The organism is Halovivax gelatinilyticus (assembly GCF_024300625.1).
Classification (GTDB): Archaea; Halobacteriota; Halobacteria; order Halobacteriales; family Natrialbaceae; genus Halovivax; species Halovivax gelatinilyticus.
In genome coordinates, this window is the sequence record NZ_CP101322.1 from 1,148,522 (window position 1) to 1,170,075 (window position 21,554).

Here is a 21,554-nt window from a genome sequence, read left to right on the forward strand (position 1 = left end):
GCGGTCACCCGCAGACGCAATCTCGCGTTCGGGTCAACCGAACGATCTCGGCGTGTAGCTGCGCCGCGAGCCCGAAAATCGTCCGCGCCCGATACTCCCCGGCGACGCCGGTTCGGTAGTACGATTCCGACCGGTTCTCGATCCAGAGTTCCCGGAGCCGGTCGGCCACGTCTTGCGAGAAGAGGCCGGCCCTGACACCCACGTCGTACACCTCGGTGTGACGCTGGCCGGCGACGTCGTAGCCCTTCTCCTCGACGTAGAACTGAATCGAGCGCTCGATCGCGACGAACGAACTCTCGATGATGACCGTGTAATGGACGTTTCGATCGAGGAGAAATCCGGCGGCGTGAAGGAGGCGACACGCCTTCCGGAGCTGGAGGACGGTCGGATCGGGGACGTGCTCGAGACCGACCTCCGGAATCTCGGGGTTGCGCTGGAAGGCGTTCTCGGCGTCCGCGAGCGCCGATTCGAGTTCCTTCGAGGTCATTCCGCCACCCCGAAGACGTCCCGCGTCACCCGCCGGAGCGTCTCGCTCTCGACCAGGGGCGTTCCCTCCTGTAATATCGGGCGTAGGTCCGCTCCGCGCCTTCGAGCGCTTTCGGGTGACTCGACGAAGACCTCGAACTCGTATCGGTCGCCGTCGATCGCCTCCGTCTGGAGATCCCCGGCGACGTCCGAAACCGTTCGCCGAGCCGATACCGGATCCTCGTCTTCGCCCACGAGGACGAAGACGTCGACGTCGCTCGCGCGGTCCGCTTCGCCGCGCGCCACGCTGCCGAAGCAGAGGATCCCGACGACCGAGGGCACTTCCGCGGTCGCTCGCTCGACGAATCGCCGCAACGGCTCGCGAAACTCCGCCTGCGGAATTTGGAGGAGCGGATCGTCGGATCCCCGCAGCCGGCGCTCGTCGATCCGGTAGAGCGTCCGGTTTCCGGCGTCCTTCTCGATGACCAGCCCCATCGCTTCGAGCAGCGAGAGCGCCTTCGAGACGCTCGGTCCGCCGTAGTCCGTCAACCGCTGGAGCTCGCGGTTCGAGAACTCCTCGGTCGGGTTCCGGGCGAGTATCTCGACGATGTCGTCCATCGCCCCGTACCGGAAGACCTGCTCGTCCGGGAGCGGGAGTCGTAGTGTGACGCCCATCTGTTACAATACGTGTAACGCGTTACACCACATATAACGTTTCCGCCGCGGGACCGCTCAGATGTTCCCTAGATACTCCCCGTCGGTGCTCCATCTTCTCCTTCGCCGTCCGCTGGTCGTAGTGCTGCTCCGTCCGGACTCACATTTGCCTGTCGGCTCACAGCCGTCTCGGGCACGTCGTTGGCCAGGTAGTGTGTGATCGCACCCCTGCGGAACGGGTGCGGGCTCACGCTCGAGGGACATTTGCTGGCGTCGTCAAGCGGCCGATACTCGCAGGTCTCGGGATCCATCCCGGCAGTCGAGGCCGATCTCGCAGGGTCGCGAGTACTCGTAGCAGTACCGTCGATCGTGATTCGCGACATACGGCCCTGGGAGGTCGTCAGCAACGGCTTCCGTCCGTGGTCGTCCGTGATTCCCCGCTGCTCGCACCAGCGGATGAAGTGGTTGAGGCTTGAGCGGTGCGACCGGATCGTCGCCTGCCGTAACTCGGTCTCCCTGTCCATCAGGTACAGCTCTACCGCCGTTTCCGGATCGATCGGTTCGAGATTCATGGTTCGCATTGGGTCTGATGCGAACCGCACCACGGCGCTGAGGTCGAATGGGCCCGTTCGGAAGCCGAACGGTTCGGATCCACAGCGGCGGGTTTCGACCGGCCGATCCGAATCGATCCCGCCGCAGTGCCCCGGTTCTTAGATCACCAAATATCTCCGGAAGTCGTCCAGTGCCGACAGAGTCCGTCCGTTTGGTGTTGAACCAACACCTCATTCGACCCTAGAATCGTCCTCGGTTGGCTTTTGAAAGCAGGGATAGAAGAGTGATATCTTGACAGGATTTATGGTGAGATGCTGTCTCGGTATAGGAAACAATGTCAGAGGGGCGCCGGATGACGACGGATCGATTCTATGGCGGAGTCGAGGGTCGCTTGGACGTTCTTGGTGGGTTTCTAACATTTATAGACCAATCCGGATCGGAGCGAAACGACGTCCCGAAAGAAGAGGTCATCGACTGGATTCTCACCAACACAAACGCACAGGAGCGAGATGCGGTCTCCCATCACCTGAATTTTATCGATTCAATTGGATTGGTTGAGCGCGAAAATGGTCGATATCGGTGTACAACAATCGGGCGGTGTTATTACGAAGATCGGAACTCGCTCGTCCTCTACAACGCGCTTAGAACGGGGGTAAAAGGGTTCGATACGATCCTGCGGACGCTATCGAACGAACCGCTGACTGATGAAGGTCTGATGGACTTGCTCGTGAGCGAGTTCGAAGAGTGTAACATGGGAACGCCTGCGGTCGCTCAACGACATCGAGAATGGTTGCAGGCGATTGGGTACGTCGAACAAGCATCAGGCCAAAACCGGCTCACTGAAACTGGTCGGGCAGTTGCAGATCAACTCAGTGGAGTAGGCGGAATTGATTTTGAGATCGGTGCGACCTACGACCGGCAGACACTCCACGCAACATACGGCGGTAGCATTCAGGGCGGGATTGCACCATCAAATGATGAGCCAGTCGTCTTCCTGTTTACAGGCGAAATCGGCGAATCACACGGCTATCAAGACGAAATTCGTGATGACGGGACAATAATCTACACGGGCGAAGGTCAGGTCGGCGATATGGAGATGGAACGGGGGAATCGAGTGATTCGAGATCACGTCGAGGAGGGAAGGGAACTGCATTTCTTTTCGATGGAAGAAGATGGTGTTCGGTACGTCGGGCAATACCTCTACGCCGGTCACTTCATCGAGGAACTCCCGGATGCGCAAGGGAACCAGCGAGACGCGATACGGTTCAAACTCGTGCCGATCGAAGAAACGAACGGCGAACCGATCGACCCCACTGTCTACCAGGTTCCCGTGAAAACCGGCGACGGTCCGATCCGAACCAACTTCGACCGAACGATCGTCGACGGTGTCGACCGAGATCTGATCGAAACCGTCTACGAGCCCCCGATCAACCACGACACGCTTCGCGTCTGGGGGAACCAATCAACCGAACCAGCCGAAGAAGGTGATTACCTACTGTTCGCCGATCGCGACGGACGACACGGCGGCGAGTACACGCTTCTGGCCCGCGTCTCTCACGCGACGGTTCTGGATGATGAGACGGCCGCAGCGTTCACGGACGCCGTCGGCTGGGGCGAAGTCACCGACAGGATCTTCCCGCACGTCATGTTCTTAGACCCGGTGTACGAGGCCGACTGCGATCGCTCATCCGTTTGGGACACGCTCGGGTACGGTGGGTGGCCGAACGATACCTATAGCGCGATCAACTTCGACCGACGTGACGGGTCATTCGACGAAGAGTACGACTCGATCCGGGGGTTCGTCGAGGAGATCCAGGGACGAAAAGTGTATCCAGAACCATCCATGCCAGTGTACGACTCGCTCGCGGCGGCCTGTAACGATGTACGAACGAAGCGACCGAAGACGCGATCACAGGCGGACGACTTGATTGCCCAAATTGGCGAGGCAGTCATCGAGGACTGGTCCCGAGCGCTCGATGGGTTCCGGCCGTCGGACGACGTCTCACCAGCGAGAGCGGCGACGTTCGATCAGGTTCGGTCGGTCTACGAGTCCATGGAAGCCGACCTCGAGACCAGGGCTGGCGACCTCGGAACGGGGACGCTCCATCCCTTCACGCCCGCACAGACGCTGTTCCTCGCAATCGTTCGCAACGCACAGGATGAAGTCGGTGTCCCTGGTGGACCGCTCAACCAGCCCAGACTCAACAGCATCTTCAACGATACGTACTCCCTCGACGAACCGGACGAACCAGAATCCGCGTCGGAGGCAGCTCACCCCGTTCTCGAGTATCTCAGAGACGACCGACCGGCCGTCTACAAGTTCACCGCACCGCCCGATTACTGGCTCCCGTCCGTCGAGTACGGCTCAGTCTCCTTCGAAGATAGACACCAAAAGCGATGGGATGAGATCGAACAGGGTGACCTCGCACTACTTTACTCCCGTGCAGAGCCGTCGACTGACGAGTTCGACGATCAGCAAGCCGGGCTGATCGGCGTTGGGATACTCGGCGAGAAATACGAGAAAGACGATCCGTGGTGGTGGGACGAATACGAAGATGACAAGGAATTCTCGATGATCGTGAGTTTCGATCGACTATTTCTTACCGGCGAGATCAGCGCCATCGACACCAGCCTCGGTATCGACGAAAAGGACCGTTCGACGATTAACCGTGAACTCCGTGCGCTCACTGCAAACTGTTTGCTGACCGACGAGGCGAACACGATCTGTTTGGAGACTTCCCAGACGGCGTTCCCGGCTCAGGGGATGTTCGCTAGGTTCCGCACCGACGACGGCGAGATCGATTACGACCGACCGCGCGCTCTGATCAAGGCCATGGCCGCAGATCTCGACGAAGTCCCTACGGTTAACGTTCACAAGCCCTTCGAAGGCGCCCTCACTGATCACGAAGACGAGATCCTCAAAGGACTCCATTTTCCTGGGGAACAGGGTCGGGAAATCCTCGAGAGCGTCGAAACATCACTCAACGCGGGTAAGCACGTGCTCCTCACCGGTCCGCCCGGCACCGGCAAGACGGAGATTGCCGAGCGCGTCTGCGATCATCTGATCGAGCACCACCCCTACCTCTTCTCGGACTTCGAGATGACGACTGCCACGGCCGACTGGTCGACGTTCGACACCGTGGGCGGTTACATGCCGACGGAAGACGACGAGACAGAGAGCGATCTCTCGTTCACGCCGGGGATCGTGCTCAACCGTCTCAAAAACAACCGAACGGGTGTCCAATCGAACGAGCTTACCATCATCGACGAGCTCAACCGGGCGGACATCGACAAGGCATTCGGTCAGCTCTTCACCCTACTTTCCGGCCAGTCCGTCCAGCTTCCCTATACCGTCGAGGGAGAGGAAGTAGAGCTGGCGACCTACGAGGACGTCGACACGCTTGCCGATCCCCACCAGTACATCGTTCCCAATTCCTGGCGCATCTTCGCGACGATGAACGCCTACGACAAGACGTCGCTCTACGAGATGAGTTACGCGTTCATGCGCCGGTTCGCGTTCGTTCGGGTACCGGCGCCCGAACTCGAAGAGCCAACGTCACAAGAAGACCCTGCCGCCGATCTCGTTCACGAGTACGCCAGGGCGTGGGAGCTCGATGTCGGCCCGACGAGAGCGGCCGCTGTCGGTCGCGTGTGGCGCCAAACCAACTCGGCAGTCGAGGAGCGAGCTATCGGGCCAGCGATTATCGAGGACGTTCTCCAATACGTCTCACAACACCCCGACGACGAGATCGAACGCCACCTCACTCAAGCGGTGGTTAGCTACATCTTCCCGCAATTGGAGGGAGTCCCGAAGCGAAAGACGATCGTGGGACAGCTCGCCAGTGTGCCGGATCTTGACCGGTCGTTGCTCGAAGCCGCCGCTCGAGAGATGCTCCAGGTGACGCTCGCCGAAAATGAATAAGGAACAACTTCTCGAACAGCTCACAGAGGACATCCTCGCGTACGTGATGCGGGGGACGTTCCCAGAGCGCGAGTTCGCTCGCTCGATCAAACCCGAGCAGTTGGACGAGCGCTTCGAGGAGTACGAACTGCTCCTCGACCTCCACTTCATCCTCCAGGACGACGTCATCGAGTTTATCAGAGACCTCCCCGAGCACCTACGGAGCATCCGGACGGAGACGAGAACCATTTCGCGTACCCGGCGTGGAACCGTCGACGGGCGGATCAACTGGGGCGCCACCGTGAAGAAACGCTACGCCGAACATCCCCGGGATTCGTCGATCTTCGTCTGTGACAACCGCTCCGAAAACTACGACATTCCCGAGAACCTCGTCCTCAAGAAGATCATCGCCGTCGTCCACCGCACTGTTCGAGAGGCGGAAGAGTACCTCGTCGAGGGGTACGACTGGGTTAGCGAGACGTGGCGCGGGAACGAAGACCTGATCGACGAGCTGCAACGGATCGTCGAGCGAAACGTCCACGTCCGCCGGATCCGCGAACCAGACGCGTACGAGCCCACCGAACGAATGCTGACGACGGCCGCGGACTCGCGCCACGAGGTCTACCGAGATGCGGCGAAACTCGTCCGGTCCCGAAATCGATTGTTCGACGGCGAGGAAGAGGCGATACACGACCTACTCGAAGAGACCGCTATCGCGCCGGACGACGAGAATACGCTCTTCGAGTTGTTCGTTCTGTTCCGCTTCGTCGCCACGCTAGAGGAGCTACGAGAGACGCAACCGACGTTTCAAACGATCGCGACCGACCGCCAGGAGATCGCGAGATTCGAGGGCGAGAAGGAACTCGTCCTCTATCACGACAACTCCGCAAAGGATCAGGAGCTGTCGTTCGTCGCCGTTCCAGATGAGGACGGGGAGAATCACTCCCGCTCCGACAAGGTCCAGCTCGTCGCGCAGGAAATCGCGGGACAGTATTTCGATACGGACTATCGGAATCACACGGGGAGACCGGACGTCATCGTTCTCGAAATCATCTCGGACGGGAACGCCCCGAACGAGTACCTGATTACGGAGGTGAAAAACAGCACCAACGAAGATACGATCCGGCGAGGAATCAAAGAGACGCTCGAGTATCTGGCGTTCCTCCGCGTCAACGAAGAGTACGTCTTCGGGACTGCAGACCCCGTGGACGACGAGGAGTACTTCGGATCGGGATGGAACGGACTGCTCGTCGTTCAAGATATCGACGACGAAACGGCATCGCTAGACGAACAGAAAGACAACGAGATCGCTATTCTCCAGGCTTCAGAGCTGGAGCGTGACCTACAGACGATACTGAAACGCGTTCTCGAAGAGGATACTTCCGAGGAGTAACGAACGCGGCGTTGGGCGAAACTGTAGTTATCGTCAGATCAAGTCCTCGAAAATCCTTCGCTCAACGACTTCCCTTATTCTGCGAACTCGAGGATGGTATCATCGTACGTGTAGCACTTGATTCCGTTTTCCGCACAATGATCCTCTAATTTGCTCGGCCAGACATCCTCGTCCTCGAAACCGTTGAGAAACGCGACCGACACGTCGCCGGACTCGGTTCCGTTTTCGCACGTGACTACCACAGCCGTATTCGGATCGTCGTGTCGAGTGTTGACCACCCGATCGCCAGGGACGTACGGATTCTCAGCGAACGCGAGATTCTCGTGCTTGTAGGTCCAGAGCTTGATGTCTGTATCGTGGCAGTAGGATGCGAGTATCGCAGGGTGATACTCACGCCAGTTCCCCGGTCCGCGATCGAGCGCGCTCGGAAACGCAACTCTGACAGCCTCCCCGTCCATTTCTTGCCCAAATGCCCCAGTATTCTTCTCCGGCGGCATCACCTCGACGACGACTCCAACCGACGGATCTTCGTCTCCGGCTTTCACCACCCGGTCGCCGGGACTGAACGGGTTTTCCGGCTTCTGATTCATGTGGGCGGTGTTCGGACCGAGATCGATCAGCTCGTTCATCGCTCTCGCAGCGAGGTGGTCTAGCTTCTCTGGCGCTTCGCCGGAGAATTCGGCTTCGGTCTCGACCTTCGATTCGAGCGTCTCGACGCGCTCCCACCCGAGGAGGATGAGCCCGTCCTCGTTGTCCCGGTGCCAGACCATGACGATGATGTCGTCGTCCGAGTCTCGTTCGACGAGCACCTCTGGCAGAAACGCCGAGACGTCCCGAGAGGTCTTCACATCGATCGTGTAACCGAACACCTCGAAGTCGTGTCCCGCGTAGCTCTCCGGGTTACACCGTCGGATCGCCTCCTCGTTCTTCCACTCCCACATCTCGACGGGCAGGTACTCGCGGCAGAACTCGTGGAACGCAAGTTCGCCGAGGTTTCCGATGCGTTTGACGTCTAGATCGTCCGCACCCTGGATAACCGCTTGGTGGTGGGCGCGTTCGCGGTCGATCTCGTCGGGCGTGTATTTGTACATCAGTAGAATATCATATTGATCCGAAATGAATCTTCGTATCTATCCGGGATATCTACATCAATACCGACAGTCGAGATTGGACTAAGTGAGCGAATCGGTGGCGGGTTGACTGCGAACCCATTGCTCACACTTCCAAAATTGTGTCGAACCAAATCCCAATCCAGTAGAGAAGATCGAGCAACACAGTCTAATGTTCTTAACCCAGAAACGACCCACAACTAACATTCCTAAAACTATCCTAATTTCCAGTAGATATAATATGCTGCAGTGCCACAATTCACGTGGAAGCCACTCGCTCTGGCTCACCGGAGTGGGCAGAAATGCCCCGGGTGCTGAAGACACCCGAGACGTGGCTTCCGAAACCCGTCGGAGGGTTTTCATCAGCCATGACACGCTATACACCAGACCACCATAAACCCCGCGCACAGCCCGCGTATCCTCGATTCACGGTGACTACCAAGTTTCTCGATTCGAGACGGTCTACCCACATCCCAGCCACCTACACCGCACCCACCGGCCCAACCGAGGACCGCCTCTTCGTCACCGTAGACCGCCCGACGGACCCGTACCGGTACGGCATCGTCTCCAGAGACCGCTACCCACCGTGTCCGAGTTGCACCGAACCCGTCATCACGATCAGGACGCTGGGACCACATCGACACACCGCCGATCCCTGCGGCTGCGCGTTAGACGCCCATACGGTCGCCCACTTTCTGCGAGGGCCCCGAAGATGACCGAACCGGACCTAGAGAACTGCCCGTTCCCGTTGTGTCCGTTCTGTGAGACGCCGGTCGTCAGTATCACCTCCACGGGGCCACACTCTCACTCCGCCAGTCCCTGTGGCTGCGGACTCACACTCACCGACGTCCAGGAGATGCAAGGGTAGACCAACCGCCAGAGCGAGACACCGCACCAGGTGTGTCTCCGAAATACGCACAGAACCGATCCGAACAGCTCGGCCTGCCGACGACACTGAATCGATCCGATCGACCCCCGAGTCGCCCACCGACCGGCCGGCCCGATCGCCGTCGTGCGAGCGAGGCTGCGTCCCGGCAGCCAGCGCTCGAGAGCTCACTATCGCAGTGTCCTGTACCACCAGCGGTTCGAATTGCAGACCTGGTGCCGGTGAACGGAATACTTAATGTGTTATGAACCCCAAGACGATTCATGAACACCGATACCGTTCAATCAACGGGCGAATGCGAGGGGACCCATATCTGTCTCCCGATCCCGCTCGGTGACCGTGACGCGTTCCGGTACCGCGCGACGACTGACATCCTCCACGTACTCGCGGATAACCCCGACGCGACCTTCTCGAACCGCGAGCTTCACAGGCTGACCGGAAACGGGCTGTCGAACGTGAACGCCGCCGTCCTCTCGCTCGAAGCGCTCGGCGTCATTCGTGTAGACCGCGACGGTCGGGCAAATTCCGTGCGGATCAACCCGGCGAAACTCGTTCGGAGCGACGATCCAGTTACCACGATCTCACAATCCGAGTACCACGAGCCGGTTCGGGCCGCGTTGAACCGGCTCGTAGATCGCGTCGGTGATGACGCAGCAATTGTGTTGTTCGGGAGTGTCGCTCGCGGCGACGCCGACCGAGCGAGCGATATCGACGTATTCGTCGTCGTCGATGATGGTCGAATGGCGGCCCAGCGAGCGGCTCACGGCATCGAAGAGGAAATCGCGTCGGAATCGTTCGACGGAGATCGGTTCGAACCGCACATCGTTGTCGAGACGCGCGACTCGGCGGTGACGCACGACCGAATCCGCGACGTGCTCGTAGAGGGGATTACGCTGCACGACGCCCCGGTCCTCGACGCGGTGAAAGAGGAGGTGGTCACGGATGGGGCTTGAAGACGTCGTCGACGCGGTCGAGTGCGTCGAGTCGTTGTTAGCAGACGGGGAGACAGGCCCGGTCCAGGATTCGCTCTCGTGGCAGGAAACGGATGCTGATGTGCAGCTAGGAAAAGCGTGTGCGATGCTAGGGACGTGCCGGCAGTTACGCAGCGGGACGAACAACTACGTCAGTATCGTCGAGTTGTCGTTCAACGCAATCGAACGGTCGTTCCAGTTTTACTTGGTGGAGCAAACGGCGGCTGAGTCGTCTGATTTCCGAACGCACGAGCAAGTGTTCGAGGACATCGAGCGACGGGGAGTGTTCTCTGATACGGGCGTCCCTGCCCGGATCGACGCGTTCCGATCGGAGCATCGTGCCCGGATATATTACGATGTGGACCGCCCTGGCCGAGATCTAGCGATTGGAATGTACGAACTAGCCGAGGCAGTTCACTCGTACGTCGTTGCGTTCGCCAACGCGCACTCTCGATGTAACTGCGAGCAACGACACGAGAACGAGTTCTGACGATACGACGCGGCGTGCGAGAGTACTCGATCCGTGAGTCTATCACGCTCCCGTCGAACGAAAGGTGGCGCCATTGTCGGTGGATATTCCTGACCCATACCCGTCACCGGTGGTAAGGCGGTTCACTTCCACGGGGCCACACTTGCACTCGGCGAGTCCCTGTGGCTGTGGCCTGACGCTCGCCGACGTTCAGGAGATGCAAGGGTAGACCAACCGCCAGAGAGACACCGACGTATGACGAGTGTGCTCACCGAAAGACACAGAACGAGCGACGTGATCGATTCGTTCGACACGTACTACCCCGGAACACTCAATCGTCACCGAGGTTGTACGCGCCACCACGACGCTCGATGGAGTAGATGTCGAGAACGTTTTCGGTATGATTACAGTCAGCCCCGAGTCGGAACTGGCCGATTCGGAGATTCGAGTGTGGGACACCAGTCAACGATTCGAGGTACTCGTCCGGATCGCGCCACTGATCCGTGACGATCTCGTCGAGTTTGTCGGTGATCCGACGTTTGGCGTGATCGTCGAGCCCGTCGTCGGTGCGCTTGGCGGGCGCGCGAAACTGCCACGTCCACGTCCTCACTCGTCGCTACCGAGGATCTCCGCTCGGGAGAACGTCTCGCTGTCACCGGTTCGCCTGGCGTGTTCGACGGCGGCGATCTCTCCAGCTCTCGCGGTTCAATTCCGGATGCCGAACGGCGTCTCGGAGCGACTCGCGGATGAACTCGCTGCGGCTATTGTATCCTTCATCTCGCCAGGTTGCGTCGATATCTTCGAGAAACGTCTCGGTAAGCCGGATGTTGATGTTGGTCTTCTCGGGCTCAGTGTTGTTTGTATCGGTACTCGACATACGGACGTATTACACGGTCGGTGGGATAAGTGTCGATGGTAGGTCCGGCCCCGGCTTCGAGCGTCGTCGTATCGCTACGATTGCAGCGCCGAAACGACGTCGTCGACGGTGAACAGCCGGAGGTCGTCGCGTTCCGTGGCGGCTTCCGCCACGGACGGTTTGAATCCGCTACGGGAGAACAGCGCGTATCGTTCGTCTCGCGTGGCACCCGAGTCGGGCGTCCATCGCAGTTCGTCGGCGTGGCGCTGTAAATTCGAAAACGCGTCGTAGCCGAGCGGCGATCGCTGGAACTTGCACTCGCCGACGAGCAGCGTCTCCTCGGTCGTCAACCCGACGACGTCGATCTCGTGCTCGCCGTACCACCATCGTCCGGCGTCCGTGATCGTGTACTCCGGATAGAGCGTTCGAAGCGCGGACCGACACAGTTCCTCGAACGATTGACTGACGAAGTCGGCCAGCTCGGGTTCGACGAGCGCCTCGTACGCGTCGTCGCCGAGTTCGTCGTACCGATCTCCCGTCCCGTAGACGAAGTGGAACCAGAAGCGAAAGAACGGGTCGCGGATGTGGTACCGACTTCGCTTGCTTCGTTCAATTTTCTCCGTAACCGGGACGCGCCGGTCGATCAGTCGCAGTCGACCGAGTCGGTTCAGATACTTCGAGAGTTGATTGTATTCGATACCCGTCGTCCCCGCAATCTCGTTGCGACTCGTACTCCCGCCCGCGATCGCTTCGAGAATCGAGAAGTATCGCGTCGGTTCCGTCAGCTCCATTCGCAGCACGTAGTCGGGTTCGTCGTGGAGCGAGCCGTGTCTGGAGAGGATCGTTCGCTGGACGGTTGCCGCCAGCGGCGCTTCCGGATCGACCGTTTCGAGGTAGTAGGGTGCACCGCCGAAGATACCCCACGCACACACCTGTTCGTCCGCCGTGTACGCGCCGTCGAAGAATTCCATCGCGGCGGCGAACGGGAGCTGCCTCACGTCGAGTTTCACCCTGGATCGGCCGTAGAGCGGGCTATTCCCGAGCAGGGCGGCTTCCTCCATCATGCTGATCGACGAGCCGACGAGCACGATTGTCGTCGCCGACTCGTCGAGTTCGTGGTCGAACATCGCCTGGAGTGTCGACGGGAGGCTTCGGTCCTGTTCGACGAGGTAGGGAAACTCGTCGAGGACCACTATCGCGTCCTGTTCGGCAAGATACCCGAGCACGGCTTCCCAGTCCGCTCGAATTTGCATCACGCCCGGGTGGGACTCTGCGGCAATCTCGACGAACTGCTCTAGTTGTAGCGCGCTCGTTTTCTGTTTCGCCTGGTAGACGACGGCGTCGTCGTACCCCTCGAGCGATTGCTTGACGAGTTCGGTCTTACCGAGACGCCGCCGACCGTAGATCACCGCGAGTTCCGCCGCGTCCGATTCGTAGAGCGTACGGAGCCGGGAGAGCTCCGCTTCGCGATTGACGAACTCGACCATGCACACCGTAGCGCCGCTCGGAAGATAATCCTTCTGTTTATCGTACTCCAGAGTATCGTACTTTGGAGTATCATAGTCGGATTTCTCGTCCTCGTGTCGAAGTAGTTGTACGGTACGCGCGTTGAACAGGTTGAACCAGTCGAGACGACGAAGGACTGTGCGAAGCGTGATTTGGAGACGGTGAGATCGATCCGAGTTTGCGTACAGCGCTGGCCAAGTCGCGGGTTCGAGTGCGACCGTACCTCCCCGATCGTCGCCATCACCTCCGTGCCCCTACGTCTCGACGAACGTTTCCGGAGTGACTGCCCCGTTCGCTATGAGTTCACCGTCGAACGTCACGAGTGGCACATCGACCGCTAGACCGTCTCATTCGAGCAGGTATACTGATGGTGGGCGCCACCATTCGAACAGACAGATGGACACGATCGATTCGATGGATCGGTTCTTCTGGTCGCGCCACGCGAATCCGGCGAGCGTCTGGACGTTCGTCGCAGCGTACCCGACGCTCGTCCTGGCAATCTATCGTCGAGATCGACCGCTGCTGGCCGGGATACTCCTGTTCGTCGTCATCAATCCGCTCGTGTCCTCGCCGCCGAAACGCGACGATGCGTGGGCGACGCGCGTCGTGTTAGGCGAACGAGTGTGGCTCGAACAGGGAATCCTGTCCTCGAAGGAGACGCTGTTTACCGCCGCCTGTGCGCCGGTTTTTCTGTACACGATTCGATCAGCGAGTAGACGCGACCCCGTCCGAACGGTCGGTGGAACGGTCGCCTCGATGGTTCTCATGTTCGTCTTTTTCGGTCGAATGGTGAGCCTGTACGAGACCGAATCTGGCCTCCGAGATGCGCCGACTTCGAATTGACTGCGGAAGTACGCATACTTCGGTAGGTGAAGTACAAACTCGGCCGAGTTTCGTCACTCGGTCATCGATTCCCGACCGACGAGAGTCTGGTAGACCGCGCCGCTGAGACACCCGATTGGGATGGTGGCCCAGAAGGTGAACACGAATCCGTAGAGCGTCATCGTGAGCGCGAATCCGACTGCAGCGGCCGGGTCGCCGCTCGGGACGTTGAGTACGACGCCCACACCGGCGTAGAGGCAGAGAATGCCGAACGCGGCGAGCGTCCCGACGAGCCTGGCGACGGCTCCGAGCCGGGTCGTCGGGGTAACGAGTTTCCACGAGGTGACGCCGGCTACGAACGCAGCCGGGACGACGACCGGTTGGGCACAACCCGTGCGAACGACCCTCACGAACGTTTGTGTCAAAAATTGGTATCGTGGACCGAATGCGATATTGAACCGTGCCGATCGACGAGTCCACGCGCGAGGCCTACGCGCACATGGCGGCGGAGAACGACGACTGGAGCGACGATCCCCACCGACGCCACGTAGAGTGGCCGGCGACCCGCTCGTTGCTGCCGGATCTCGACGGCCTGCGCGTACTCGAAGCGGGCTGTGGGGCCGGCGACTACACGGAATTTTTCGCCGAAGAGGGTGCCGAGGTGGTCGCCGTCGACGCCACCGAGGCGGCGGTCGAACGAACGCGCGAGCGGTTCGACGACGACCCGGTCGATGTCCACCACGCGGACCTGACCGAGCCGCTCGAGTTTCTCGACGACGGGTCCGTCGATCTGGTTGTGAGCCAGCTCGTCCTCGAACACATCTCGGACTGGCTACCGGTCTTCGACGAGTTCGCGCGGGTCCTGCGGACGGACGGTCGATTCGTCTTCTCGACCGGTAACCCCGTCTCCGGGTGGGTGTCGCCGGAGGATGCGAGCGACTACTTCGAGACCGAAGCGCTCACCCAGGACTGGGGCGAGATGCGGCCTCGAAACTACCGTCGTCCGCTGGCGGAGCACCTGAATCCGCTCGCGGATGCCGGTTTCGCGATCGAACGCTTCCTCGAACCGACGCCGGATCCCGCCTACGAATCGGTCGATTCGGAGACGTACGAGCGCCTCACGACGGTGCCGCGCTGGGAGTGCGTCCGGGCACGGGTGATCGAGTGAGCGCCCGCAGTTTCGAAACGACGCTGCCAGTGAGCGACACCGAGTGCTACGACTGACACACAGCGCAGCAATCGCGAGTGACCGAGCGGACCGTAGGTCGTCCCCAAAGGCTCGACACACTACACGTCCCTACCGACGGAAAACAATTCGAGAGCGTGATTCCATCGGAGCGGTCACCCCCAAAGACGTAATAGCGGGTCCGTCCCATCGAGTAGGATGGGATCGCCGATCGAGGAGATCGAATTCATCGCCAGTTCGAACCACCGAGTTGAGGTGCTCGACGCGCTCACCGAGCGAGGCTACGATCGGGCCGACCTGCGATCGCTGACCGGCGCCCACGCGTCGACCGTCGGGCGTATCCTCGGCGATTTCGAGGAGCGACGGTGGATCGAACGGAGCGGGCCGACGTACGAACTCACGCCGCTCGGCGAGTACGTCGCCGAACGCTTCGGCGAGCTACGAGACGCGATGGAGAGCGAACGCAAACTCCGCGACGTCTGGCGGTGGCTCCCCCGCGAGATGGAGGGCTTCTCCGTGGAACTGTTCGCGGACGCCGTCGTCTCGTACCCGGCGCCGGGATATCCGTACGAACCGGTCGAGCGGGTCGTCCAGCTCGTCGAAGGGAGCGATTCGGTGTGCGCGCTCGGGGCGACCGTGTTCAAGTCGGTCGCCAACGAGGCGTTCTGTCGGGCCGCCCTCGAGGGCACGGCGGTCGAGGTGGTCTACCCGCCGGACGTCCTGGCGGCGACCGTCGCCTGGGATCCCGACCGGTTCGAGGAGGTGGCCGCCCGAGACCACTGCACCGTCCTCGTCCACGACGACCTCCCCGACCGGACGCGCTGTGGGATCGACATCTTCGACGACCGCGTGGGCCTCTGCTGTCACGACCCAGAAACCAGGGCGCTGCGGGCGTGGATCGACACCGACGCCCCGGAGGCCAGAGCGTGGGCGCGATCGGTCTTCGAGCGGTATCGCGAGGAGGCGCGGCCGGTCGACGAGGCCGCGCTCGACGCGCCGGTCCCGGAGCGGTTCACGACGCCGTAGCGAGGCGACCGCGACTGGGTCCGGAACGCCCGGCAGTCGGTGGGCGACGCCCGACGCGACTCGGTTGCACGCCGTGCAATATTTCACTAGATAGTTACATCATCGCGCCCGGCGTCGCTCCACGTGGAGAGAGGTGTTCCAACCGTGACTGAAACGACGCCACCGGACGCGGGCGGGAAAGTGAAAACCCACCGAGCCGTATCGAACGACGGCACCGAGATCGTCGGCCACGTGTACGGGGACGGGCGGCCGCTCGTGCTCGTCCACGCCGGCCTCGGCGACGGCGTCCTCGACTGGGACGGTGCAACGGCGTACCTCAGCGACCGATTCACCTGCTATCTGATGAGCACCCGCGGGCGTGGATCGAGCGGCGATCACCCCGATCAGTCGACCGAGCGCCACGTGGAGGACGTCGTCGCGTTCGTCGAGAGTGTCGGCGAGCCGGTGGGTCTGGCGGGACCGTCCGGGGGAGCGATGTTCGCACTCGGCGCCGCCGCTCGAAGCGAGGCGGTCGCGGCCGTGGCAGCGTGCGATCCGCTCGCGTTCGAGGTGCTCGACGGAGCGGACGAGGCGCGCCTTCACGATGCGGTCGAACGCATGGCCGAGTTAGCCGCGGACGACCGGTTGGTCGAGGCGGCGCGTGACTGGATGACGGAGTGGGCGAACGACCGCGAAATGAGCGTCCTGTCGGAGTCGGGCTACCTCGAGGCCTGCGCACAGTACGTGCCTGCCTTGCTCCAGGTACTCCAGCAAGCCGACGCGTACAGTCCGACCGACCCCTCGGTGCTCCAGCGGATCACCGTACCGGTCGTACTCCTCCAGGGGTCGCGGTCGAACGCGACCTGGACCTGGTTCACCGAGAGCGTCCGCCACGTAGACGAACACGTCCGGGACGCCACCGTGCGAGAGATCGACGGCGCTGGACACATGGGCGCCTGGGTGGAGCCCGAATCCTACGCCGACGAACTCGTGCAGTTCTTCGAGGAACGACACGAGCGGGTCTGAACCGGGTACGCGGACGGTCGGATATTCCACATCGCGACGGAGGTTGCAGTTATCGCACTGATTACGGCGATCTGGGGAGCGAATACCCTGACGAAAGACGACGAGATGCCACACCCTCCACAGATCGGGCGTGAGACCGCTCCCGACTGAGCCAGCGCTACCGGTAAGTCAGCGTTCGACCGATGGGCCGAGTAATGGCCAACCGAACGTGCACCGTCTATTCAGCATGGCCCCCGAACAGTGTTAAAAAAGTGCCAGAGTAGGAAGCGGTCAATACACTCATCTACGTTCACTTTCGCACCGTATGGCGAGCGTTGGTATTCCACCTGGGCCCATCACGAAGTGGTAGCACCCTATGCAGTCACCGCTCGAGATCACTGAGGAGGAGCAGTATTGGCTACGAAGTAGAGACGTAAGCGAGTCTCCGAAGATCGGGGGAGACGACTACTTCACGGATCACGGCGTTACCCGTCCGGAGAACGTCCAGTCCGACGATTTGCCACCGGCGGAAACCGAAGCCGTCCGGGAAATCGACCGCGACGCGCTTTCGGAGAAAAAGACGATCGGGAAGTGGCAGGTGACGGGGTCGCCAGCGCGGATCGACGGGTTGTGGCCCGAACTCGTCGCTGACGCACAAGCGGGAATTATCTGGGCGGTCAAGGCTATGACTGCGTTCGGCTACGAGGAGCTGTCTATGTACGACGACTATCTCCTCACGGTCTACACGCCGAATTATTTCGACCGACGTGACGTTACCCGGGTTAGAGAACACCTCCGTGACGCACACGACGTTACCCACGAACTGTACTACAAACCGGATATCTACACGGCGAAGGGAATCGTCGCGGAAACAGCCGAGGAATTTGGCCTCTCGGCCCCTGCCCGGTACATCCAGTAGCACGAACCAGAGGACGAACGCTGGCTGATTCGGGCCCCTCTATTCAATTCGCGTTCGCGACCATCACACGGCCCTGATGGAGTGCCCAATACCACTTCGCGGCACCGACTGCCACGTTCGGCTCAAGAATTATCTTCGCACTCCGGCCAGATGTACCAGGTGCGGTTCTCGAATCGGCTGACCCTCCTCTCTCACTCTCGAGAGAGAGAGATTCTTCGCGTTCGTCGCTCCTTGCATAGGCACCGTTTTCAGCGTCGGTGGAGCGTCGAGTGCCGATAGCGTCCGTTCACGATACGCAACCAGTCATCATTTAGTGCGTCACTAATATGCTCTGTGTATGACTCAGCAATCGGCGGACATTCAAGAGACGATTGCGATGTCTTCTGCGCCGTCTGACCCGTTCACTGACCTGCCACGGAACGAGTGGCGGGACGTGTTCTTCGGACTCCCGGACGAGGTACAAGAAGTCCTCGTTGCGGATATGAGTCGGACGGAACTGGAGACGTTTATCGACCGACTCGACCCGGACGAGGTGACCGACGTTCTCGGATTCACGGACGAGGAGACACGTGAGGCACTGCTCACTACGCTCGATAGCCAGCGCCGCGAGAAAATCGACTTTCTGCTCTCGTTTAACCCCGAAAGTGCAGCCGGGCTGATGAACCTGGATTACGTGACCGTCGACGAAACGCGGAAATTCCCCGAAGTGACCGAGCGAGTTCGTCGCTTCGAGGAGCGAACGGGACGTGTTCCGACGATTTTCGTCACCGATGATGGTGAGTTACAGGGCGAACTCCCCGGCGTGGCGCTGTCGATAGCGGACGACGCGTCCGAGACGATTAGCGACTACGTCCAGGAGACGCCACACATTCGATACGACCGCGATGACGAAGAGGTGATCGAGGTGTTCAAACAAAACCGCGAACGGGCCGTCGCCGTGCTCGATGAAGACGACGACATCTTCGGCGTGATACACGCCGAGGACCTGTTGCGGATGCTCGAAGATGCGCGGGGCGAAACGCTCTACGAGTTCACCGGCGTCGCTGAAGAGGAGAGCGTCCTCGACGGCCCAGGAGCGAAGGTGCGGAGGCGGTACAAGTGGTTGATCCTCAACCTCGGAACGGCGTTTATGGCCGCCGCGGTCGTTGGTTTGTTCGAGTCGACCATCGCCGCCGTCGCCATTTTGGCCGCGTACATGCCGGTCGTTGCCGGGATGGGTGGGAATGCCGGGACCCAGGCGATGGCGGTCACCGTCCGCGGGATCTCGCTCGGGGAGGTGTCACTCAGCACCGGAAAGCGTGTGGTCTTCAACGAAGTTATCGCCGGTGGCGTCAACGGATTGATTACCGGCGTGCTCGTCGCCGCGATCGCGATCGCCTTCTCGTACGGCGAGTTCGGGCTCTTACTCGGTGCCGTTATCGGGATCTCGATGGTGGCGAATCTCGTCATCGCGGGGTTTTTCGGCGCGATAACCCCGCTGGTACTCGACCGGATCGGATTCGATCCGGCCACGTCAGCGACGATCTTCATTACCACGGCGACCGACGTCCTGGGCTTTTTCGTGTTCCTCGGATTGGCCCAGGCAATCCTGTTGTGACTGCCGTCGATACACGTTGGCAGTGAGCGAATGAACGTATTCTTCGTCGGGTGGTCTCACTTCGTTCGCGACTGTGACACGGCTGAGGACAACTGGGAGAGAGGTTCCAGTACTCCAGACTTCGGGAGAGTAGTGGTCGACCGATTGTGACCGGGCCTGAACGAACGGCAACGGGAACGACTCGGCACCGTTACGACGCTCCGGGCGGGCCAGCGTCGTCGCCGAAGCCGCTCCCGTACGCGTCGCGTACCTCCGTGACGGTGACTTCGTAGGCGTCGTACCACTCGGTCCAGCGCAGTTTCGCCCGTCTGTGGTCAGAATCCGCGCCGAACGAATCGAGCGCGTCCAGCGACTCCCAGTAGTAGACGACGAGCACCTCGTCGCGCTCGGGGTCGGTCCACGTGCGCTTTCCGAGATAGCCATCCGTCCCCTCGGCGACCGCCTGTATCGTCTCGTTCAACTCGTGGAACTCGGCGTCGTACTCCCCCGGAGCGAGGCGAAACGTAACGAGGTACATCGATCTCCGATCGGTCGCCCACCCGCAAAAGCGATGCTGCTTGGAACGATCGCCATGGACGTCCGATACGGGACCCAGCACCCCGATAGAGCTCCGACGAGGGTCCGCCGGACCGACATCGTCTGAAGTACTCGCCACGTACCGAAAGCGCAACACGGTGGCGAGATCAGTCCTGCGACCGAGCGGTGAGCGAGATGCTCTTGACGCCGTAGGTGTGACAGGCGCCCTTGGCTCGGTCGGAGGTGAACTCGTACTGTGAGTTGTCTCGCAACGCGTCGATCTCGAAGCCGGGCGTCTCGATCATCGACGCGTAGTCGTCGACCTGTTCGGCGCCGCCGATACACGCCGCCCAGAGGTCGGCGTCGGTTTTGATCCCCTCGGAGAGGCGTCGCTCGCTGACGATGTCCGAGAGCGCGATCCGCCCGCCGGGTTTGAGCACGCGACGCATCTCGGAGAAGACGCGGTCTTTCGCCGCCGAGAGGTTGATGACCCCGTTCGAGACGACGACGTCGAACGTCTCGTCGTCGAACGGCAGCTCCTCGACGTACCCGCGCTCGAAGGAGACGTTCTGAAATCCCATCTCGTCGCGTAATCGGCGCGCGTTCGCGAGCTGTTCGTCGGTCATGTCCAGTCCGGCGACGCTCCCGTTTTCGCCGACGTGGCCAGCCGCGACGAAGACGTCCATCCCGGAGCCGCTGCCCAGATCGAGGACGTCCTCGCCCGTCCGAAGGTCGGCGAGGTCGAAGTGGTAGCCGACGCCGGCGAAGGAGTCGATCGCCTCGTCGGGTGCCCACTCGAGATCCGCCGGTCGGTAGCCCAGTCGCGCTGCTAGCGGCCGTCCCATCTCGAAGTGGAACTCGCCGTCGGGTGTCTCGGCGACATCCCGATAGACCGCCTTCACTTCCCGTTCGAGTTTGTCGACGTCGAGTGATCGTGCCATTACATCCTCAAACGGTCTGCAGGTGGTCCGCCCGGAGTTCCTCGTCCGAGTACTCCTGTCCGTGGACCTCTTTCATGTGTTTTCGCGCCAGTTCGACCGTCTCTTCTTCGTCTTCCGATTGGATGATGAATCGGCAGGTGTCCGATACCGACTCGCAATCGAGTTTGTGTGCGTGTGCCATCGTGATCAGTCTCCTCCGGCCTTCGCCTGAGTTTGTAGGTGTGTCGCGATCTCTTCGACTTCCGATTTGAAGACGTCGACGTCGTAATCCTGCGCCTGGATCATCGCGCTGTACCGTGGCGTGTAACTCGCCAGGAAGGCGAGTTCTGCGAGTTCGTCGTCCGTCGCGCCGTGGAGCTGGGCGGCGCCGCGGTGGAAGTGTCTGCAGTACTCACAGCCGATCGCCGCCGCCATCGCGAGTCCGACGAACTCGCGGGTCTTGGGGTCTATCTCGGTCTCTCCGAAGAGAAAACGCTTCAAGATCGGCCACTCGTTGATCAGCTCCTGCTCGGGTAGCGCCGTCAGATACCCCGGAACGATTCCGAGCGTCTCCTCGATGTCCGTTACCGTCTCGTCGTACGGTTGGTGGTGTGTTGTCGCCATGGCGTTCACCCGTTCTCTCCCCGTAGAACGGTTCGTGGCATTCGGCATCACGACAAGTGTTACCGAATGACATATTTCTCTACTCGGCCAGAGTACTTAATGAATTTTTATGATATTCAAGAGTGTGAAAGCCAGAGCGTCAGTCGACCCGTCCAGTCGGCAATAGCCCCTTCAGTGACGACAGCTCCGTTCGGTCGA

At 60.7% G+C, this 21,554-nt stretch carries 21 protein-coding genes and 1 pseudogene; 11 read left to right on the forward strand and 11 right to left on the reverse strand.

The window, feature by feature from the left end:
• Positions 1-4: 4 nt before the first annotated feature.
• Positions 5-487 (reverse strand): DUF8154 family protein, encoded by a 483-nt coding sequence (locus NKH31_RS05595; RefSeq protein WP_254864144.1) that lies wholly within the window; start codon positions 485-487, stop codon positions 5-7.
• Positions 484-1,140, reverse strand: a complete 657-nt coding sequence (locus tag NKH31_RS05600; RefSeq protein WP_254864145.1) for a nucleotidyltransferase domain-containing protein — start codon at positions 1,138-1,140, stop codon at positions 484-486. The genes NKH31_RS05595 and NKH31_RS05600 overlap by 4 nt, the downstream gene beginning before the upstream one ends.
• Positions 1,141-2,422: 1,282 nt before the next feature.
• On the opposite strand from NKH31_RS05600, the gene NKH31_RS05605 reads away from it, so the two are divergent.
• Positions 2,423-5,593, forward strand: coding sequence for an SRA domain-containing endonuclease (locus NKH31_RS05605; RefSeq protein ID WP_484496866.1), 3,171 nt, complete (start codon positions 2,423-2,425; stop codon positions 5,591-5,593).
• A complete protein-coding gene (locus NKH31_RS05610) occupies positions 5,586-6,965 on the forward strand; it encodes a hypothetical protein (protein WP_254864147.1) in 1,380 nt (459 codons plus the stop codon). Before NKH31_RS05605 ends, NKH31_RS05610 begins: the two co-directional genes overlap by 8 nt.
• A 74-nt stretch (positions 6,966-7,039) precedes the next feature.
• Here NKH31_RS05610 and NKH31_RS05615 read toward each other — a convergent pair whose 3' ends face one another.
• Positions 7,040-8,056: a DUF7961 domain-containing protein gene (locus NKH31_RS05615; RefSeq protein WP_254864148.1), complete on the reverse strand. Its 1,017-nt coding sequence runs from the start codon at positions 8,054-8,056 to the stop codon at positions 7,040-7,042.
• A 730-nt stretch (positions 8,057-8,786) separates the two neighbouring features.
• Here NKH31_RS05615 and NKH31_RS05620 point away from each other — a divergent pair.
• The 3 genes from NKH31_RS05620 to NKH31_RS05630 all read left to right on the forward strand — a co-directional run bounded on the left by NKH31_RS05620 (position 8,787) and on the right by NKH31_RS05630 (position 10,421).
• Entirely contained in the window at positions 8,787-8,942 is a 156-nt protein-coding gene (locus NKH31_RS05620) for a hypothetical protein (RefSeq protein ID WP_254864149.1), read from the forward strand.
• Between the two features lie 281 nt (positions 8,943-9,223).
• A complete protein-coding gene (locus NKH31_RS05625) occupies positions 9,224-9,913 on the forward strand; it encodes a nucleotidyltransferase domain-containing protein (RefSeq protein ID WP_254864150.1) in 690 nt (229 codons plus the stop codon).
• The gene (locus tag NKH31_RS05630) at positions 9,903-10,421 is read left to right on the forward strand and encodes a DUF8154 family protein (protein WP_254864151.1); all 519 of its coding nucleotides are present in this window, start codon (positions 9,903-9,905) and stop codon (positions 10,419-10,421) included. The genes NKH31_RS05625 and NKH31_RS05630 overlap by 11 nt, the downstream gene beginning before the upstream one ends.
• A 310-nt stretch (positions 10,422-10,731) precedes the next feature.
• Here the strand turns inward: NKH31_RS05630 and NKH31_RS05635 are convergent, their stop codons facing one another.
• From NKH31_RS05635 to NKH31_RS05645, 3 genes and pseudogenes are all read right to left on the reverse strand, one after another.
• Entirely contained in the window at positions 10,732-11,010 is a 279-nt protein-coding gene (locus tag NKH31_RS05635; RefSeq protein ID WP_254864152.1) for a type II toxin-antitoxin system RelE family toxin, read from the reverse strand.
• Positions 11,007-11,277: pseudogene (locus NKH31_RS05640) on the reverse strand (ribbon-helix-helix domain-containing protein). Before NKH31_RS05640 ends, NKH31_RS05635 begins: the two are co-directional and overlap by 4 nt.
• Positions 11,278-11,351: 74 nt before the next feature.
• Positions 11,352-12,743 carry an ATP-binding protein gene (locus NKH31_RS05645; RefSeq protein ID WP_254864154.1) on the reverse strand — a complete coding sequence of 464 codons (1,392 nt, stop codon included), beginning with the start codon at positions 12,741-12,743 and terminating at the stop codon, positions 11,352-11,354.
• A gap of 415 nt (positions 12,744-13,158) precedes the next feature.
• On the opposite strand from NKH31_RS05645, the gene NKH31_RS05650 reads away from it, so the two are divergent.
• Positions 13,159-13,605 carry a DUF6653 family protein gene (locus NKH31_RS05650; protein WP_254864155.1) on the forward strand — a complete coding sequence of 149 codons (447 nt, stop codon included), beginning with the start codon at positions 13,159-13,161 and terminating at the stop codon, positions 13,603-13,605.
• A gap of 53 nt (positions 13,606-13,658) precedes the next feature.
• Here NKH31_RS05650 and NKH31_RS05655 read toward each other — a convergent pair whose 3' ends face one another.
• Positions 13,659-13,994 (reverse strand): hypothetical protein, encoded by a 336-nt coding sequence (locus tag NKH31_RS05655; protein ID WP_254864156.1) that lies wholly within the window; start codon positions 13,992-13,994, stop codon positions 13,659-13,661.
• A gap of 50 nt (positions 13,995-14,044) precedes the next feature.
• On the opposite strand from NKH31_RS05655, the gene NKH31_RS05660 reads away from it, so the two are divergent.
• The 5 genes from NKH31_RS05660 to NKH31_RS05680 all read left to right on the forward strand — a co-directional run bounded on the left by NKH31_RS05660 (position 14,045) and on the right by NKH31_RS05680 (position 19,296).
• On the forward strand, positions 14,045-14,752 hold the full coding sequence (locus NKH31_RS05660; protein WP_254864157.1) for a class I SAM-dependent methyltransferase: 708 nt from the start codon (positions 14,045-14,047) through the stop codon (positions 14,750-14,752).
• Between the two features lie 216 nt (positions 14,753-14,968).
• Positions 14,969-15,796 (forward strand): helix-turn-helix transcriptional regulator, encoded by an 828-nt coding sequence (locus tag NKH31_RS05665; RefSeq protein WP_254864158.1) that lies wholly within the window; start codon positions 14,969-14,971, stop codon positions 15,794-15,796.
• A gap of 144 nt (positions 15,797-15,940) precedes the next feature.
• Complete coding sequence (locus NKH31_RS05670) at positions 15,941-16,801, forward strand: alpha/beta fold hydrolase (protein ID WP_254864159.1); 861 nt, start codon at positions 15,941-15,943, stop codon at positions 16,799-16,801.
• A 355-nt stretch (positions 16,802-17,156) separates the two neighbouring features.
• Positions 17,157-17,699, forward strand: a complete 543-nt coding sequence (locus tag NKH31_RS05675; protein ID WP_254864160.1) for a putative phosphothreonine lyase domain-containing protein — start codon at positions 17,157-17,159, stop codon at positions 17,697-17,699.
• Between the two features lie 337 nt (positions 17,700-18,036).
• Entirely contained in the window at positions 18,037-19,296 is a 1,260-nt protein-coding gene (locus NKH31_RS05680; RefSeq protein WP_254864161.1) for a magnesium transporter, read from the forward strand.
• Positions 19,297-19,486: 190 nt separating this feature from the next.
• On the opposite strand, the gene NKH31_RS05685 is transcribed toward NKH31_RS05680, so the two are convergent.
• The 4 genes from NKH31_RS05685 to NKH31_RS05700 form a co-directional block, all read right to left on the reverse strand.
• Complete coding sequence (locus NKH31_RS05685; protein ID WP_254864162.1) at positions 19,487-19,813, reverse strand: antibiotic biosynthesis monooxygenase family protein; 327 nt, start codon at positions 19,811-19,813, stop codon at positions 19,487-19,489.
• Between the two features lie 166 nt (positions 19,814-19,979).
• Complete coding sequence (locus NKH31_RS05690; RefSeq protein ID WP_254864163.1) at positions 19,980-20,753, reverse strand: methyltransferase domain-containing protein; 774 nt, start codon at positions 20,751-20,753, stop codon at positions 19,980-19,982.
• Between the two features lie 7 nt (positions 20,754-20,760).
• Positions 20,761-20,934 (reverse strand): DUF1059 domain-containing protein, encoded by a 174-nt coding sequence (locus tag NKH31_RS05695; RefSeq protein ID WP_254864164.1) that lies wholly within the window; start codon positions 20,932-20,934, stop codon positions 20,761-20,763.
• Between the two features lie 5 nt (positions 20,935-20,939).
• A complete protein-coding gene (locus tag NKH31_RS05700; protein WP_254864165.1) occupies positions 20,940-21,356 on the reverse strand; it encodes a carboxymuconolactone decarboxylase family protein in 417 nt (138 codons plus the stop codon).
• Positions 21,357-21,554 lie beyond the last annotated feature (198 nt).

What these genes read in the sequence shown, in the direction of transcription:
- NKH31_RS05595 (WP_254864144.1), bottom strand. Translation starts at nt 487, where the DNA reads ATGACCTCGAAGGAACTCGAATCGGCGCTCGCGGACGCCGAGAACGCC.
- NKH31_RS05600 (WP_254864145.1), bottom strand. Translation starts at nt 1,140, where the DNA reads ATGGGCGTCACACTACGACTCCCGCTCCCGGACGAGCAGGTCTTCCGG.
- NKH31_RS05605 (WP_484496866.1), top strand. Translation starts at nt 2,423, where the DNA reads ATGGGAACGCCTGCGGTCGCTCAACGACATCGAGAATGGTTGCAGGCG.
- NKH31_RS05610 (WP_254864147.1), top strand. Translation starts at nt 5,586, where the DNA reads ATGAATAAGGAACAACTTCTCGAACAGCTCACAGAGGACATCCTCGCG.
- NKH31_RS05615 (WP_254864148.1), bottom strand. Translation starts at nt 8,056, where the DNA reads ATGTACAAATACACGCCCGACGAGATCGACCGCGAACGCGCCCACCAC.
- NKH31_RS05620 (WP_254864149.1), top strand. Translation starts at nt 8,787, where the DNA reads ATGACCGAACCGGACCTAGAGAACTGCCCGTTCCCGTTGTGTCCGTTC.
- NKH31_RS05625 (WP_254864150.1), top strand. Translation starts at nt 9,224, where the DNA reads ATGAACACCGATACCGTTCAATCAACGGGCGAATGCGAGGGGACCCAT.
- NKH31_RS05630 (WP_254864151.1), top strand. Translation starts at nt 9,903, where the DNA reads ATGGGGCTTGAAGACGTCGTCGACGCGGTCGAGTGCGTCGAGTCGTTG.
- NKH31_RS05645 (WP_254864154.1), bottom strand. Translation starts at nt 12,743, where the DNA reads ATGGTCGAGTTCGTCAATCGCGAAGCGGAGCTCTCCCGGCTCCGTACG.
- NKH31_RS05650 (WP_254864155.1), top strand. Translation starts at nt 13,159, where the DNA reads ATGGACACGATCGATTCGATGGATCGGTTCTTCTGGTCGCGCCACGCG.
- NKH31_RS05665 (WP_254864158.1), top strand. Translation starts at nt 14,969, where the DNA reads ATGGGATCGCCGATCGAGGAGATCGAATTCATCGCCAGTTCGAACCAC.
- NKH31_RS05675 (WP_254864160.1), top strand. Translation starts at nt 17,157, where the DNA reads ATGCAGTCACCGCTCGAGATCACTGAGGAGGAGCAGTATTGGCTACGA.
- NKH31_RS05680 (WP_254864161.1), top strand. Translation starts at nt 18,037, where the DNA reads ATGACTCAGCAATCGGCGGACATTCAAGAGACGATTGCGATGTCTTCT.
- NKH31_RS05685 (WP_254864162.1), bottom strand. Translation starts at nt 19,813, where the DNA reads ATGTACCTCGTTACGTTTCGCCTCGCTCCGGGGGAGTACGACGCCGAG.
- NKH31_RS05690 (WP_254864163.1), bottom strand. Translation starts at nt 20,753, where the DNA reads ATGGCACGATCACTCGACGTCGACAAACTCGAACGGGAAGTGAAGGCG.
- NKH31_RS05695 (WP_254864164.1), bottom strand. Translation starts at nt 20,934, where the DNA reads ATGGCACACGCACACAAACTCGATTGCGAGTCGGTATCGGACACCTGC.
- NKH31_RS05700 (WP_254864165.1), bottom strand. Translation starts at nt 21,356, where the DNA reads ATGGCGACAACACACCACCAACCGTACGACGAGACGGTAACGGACATC.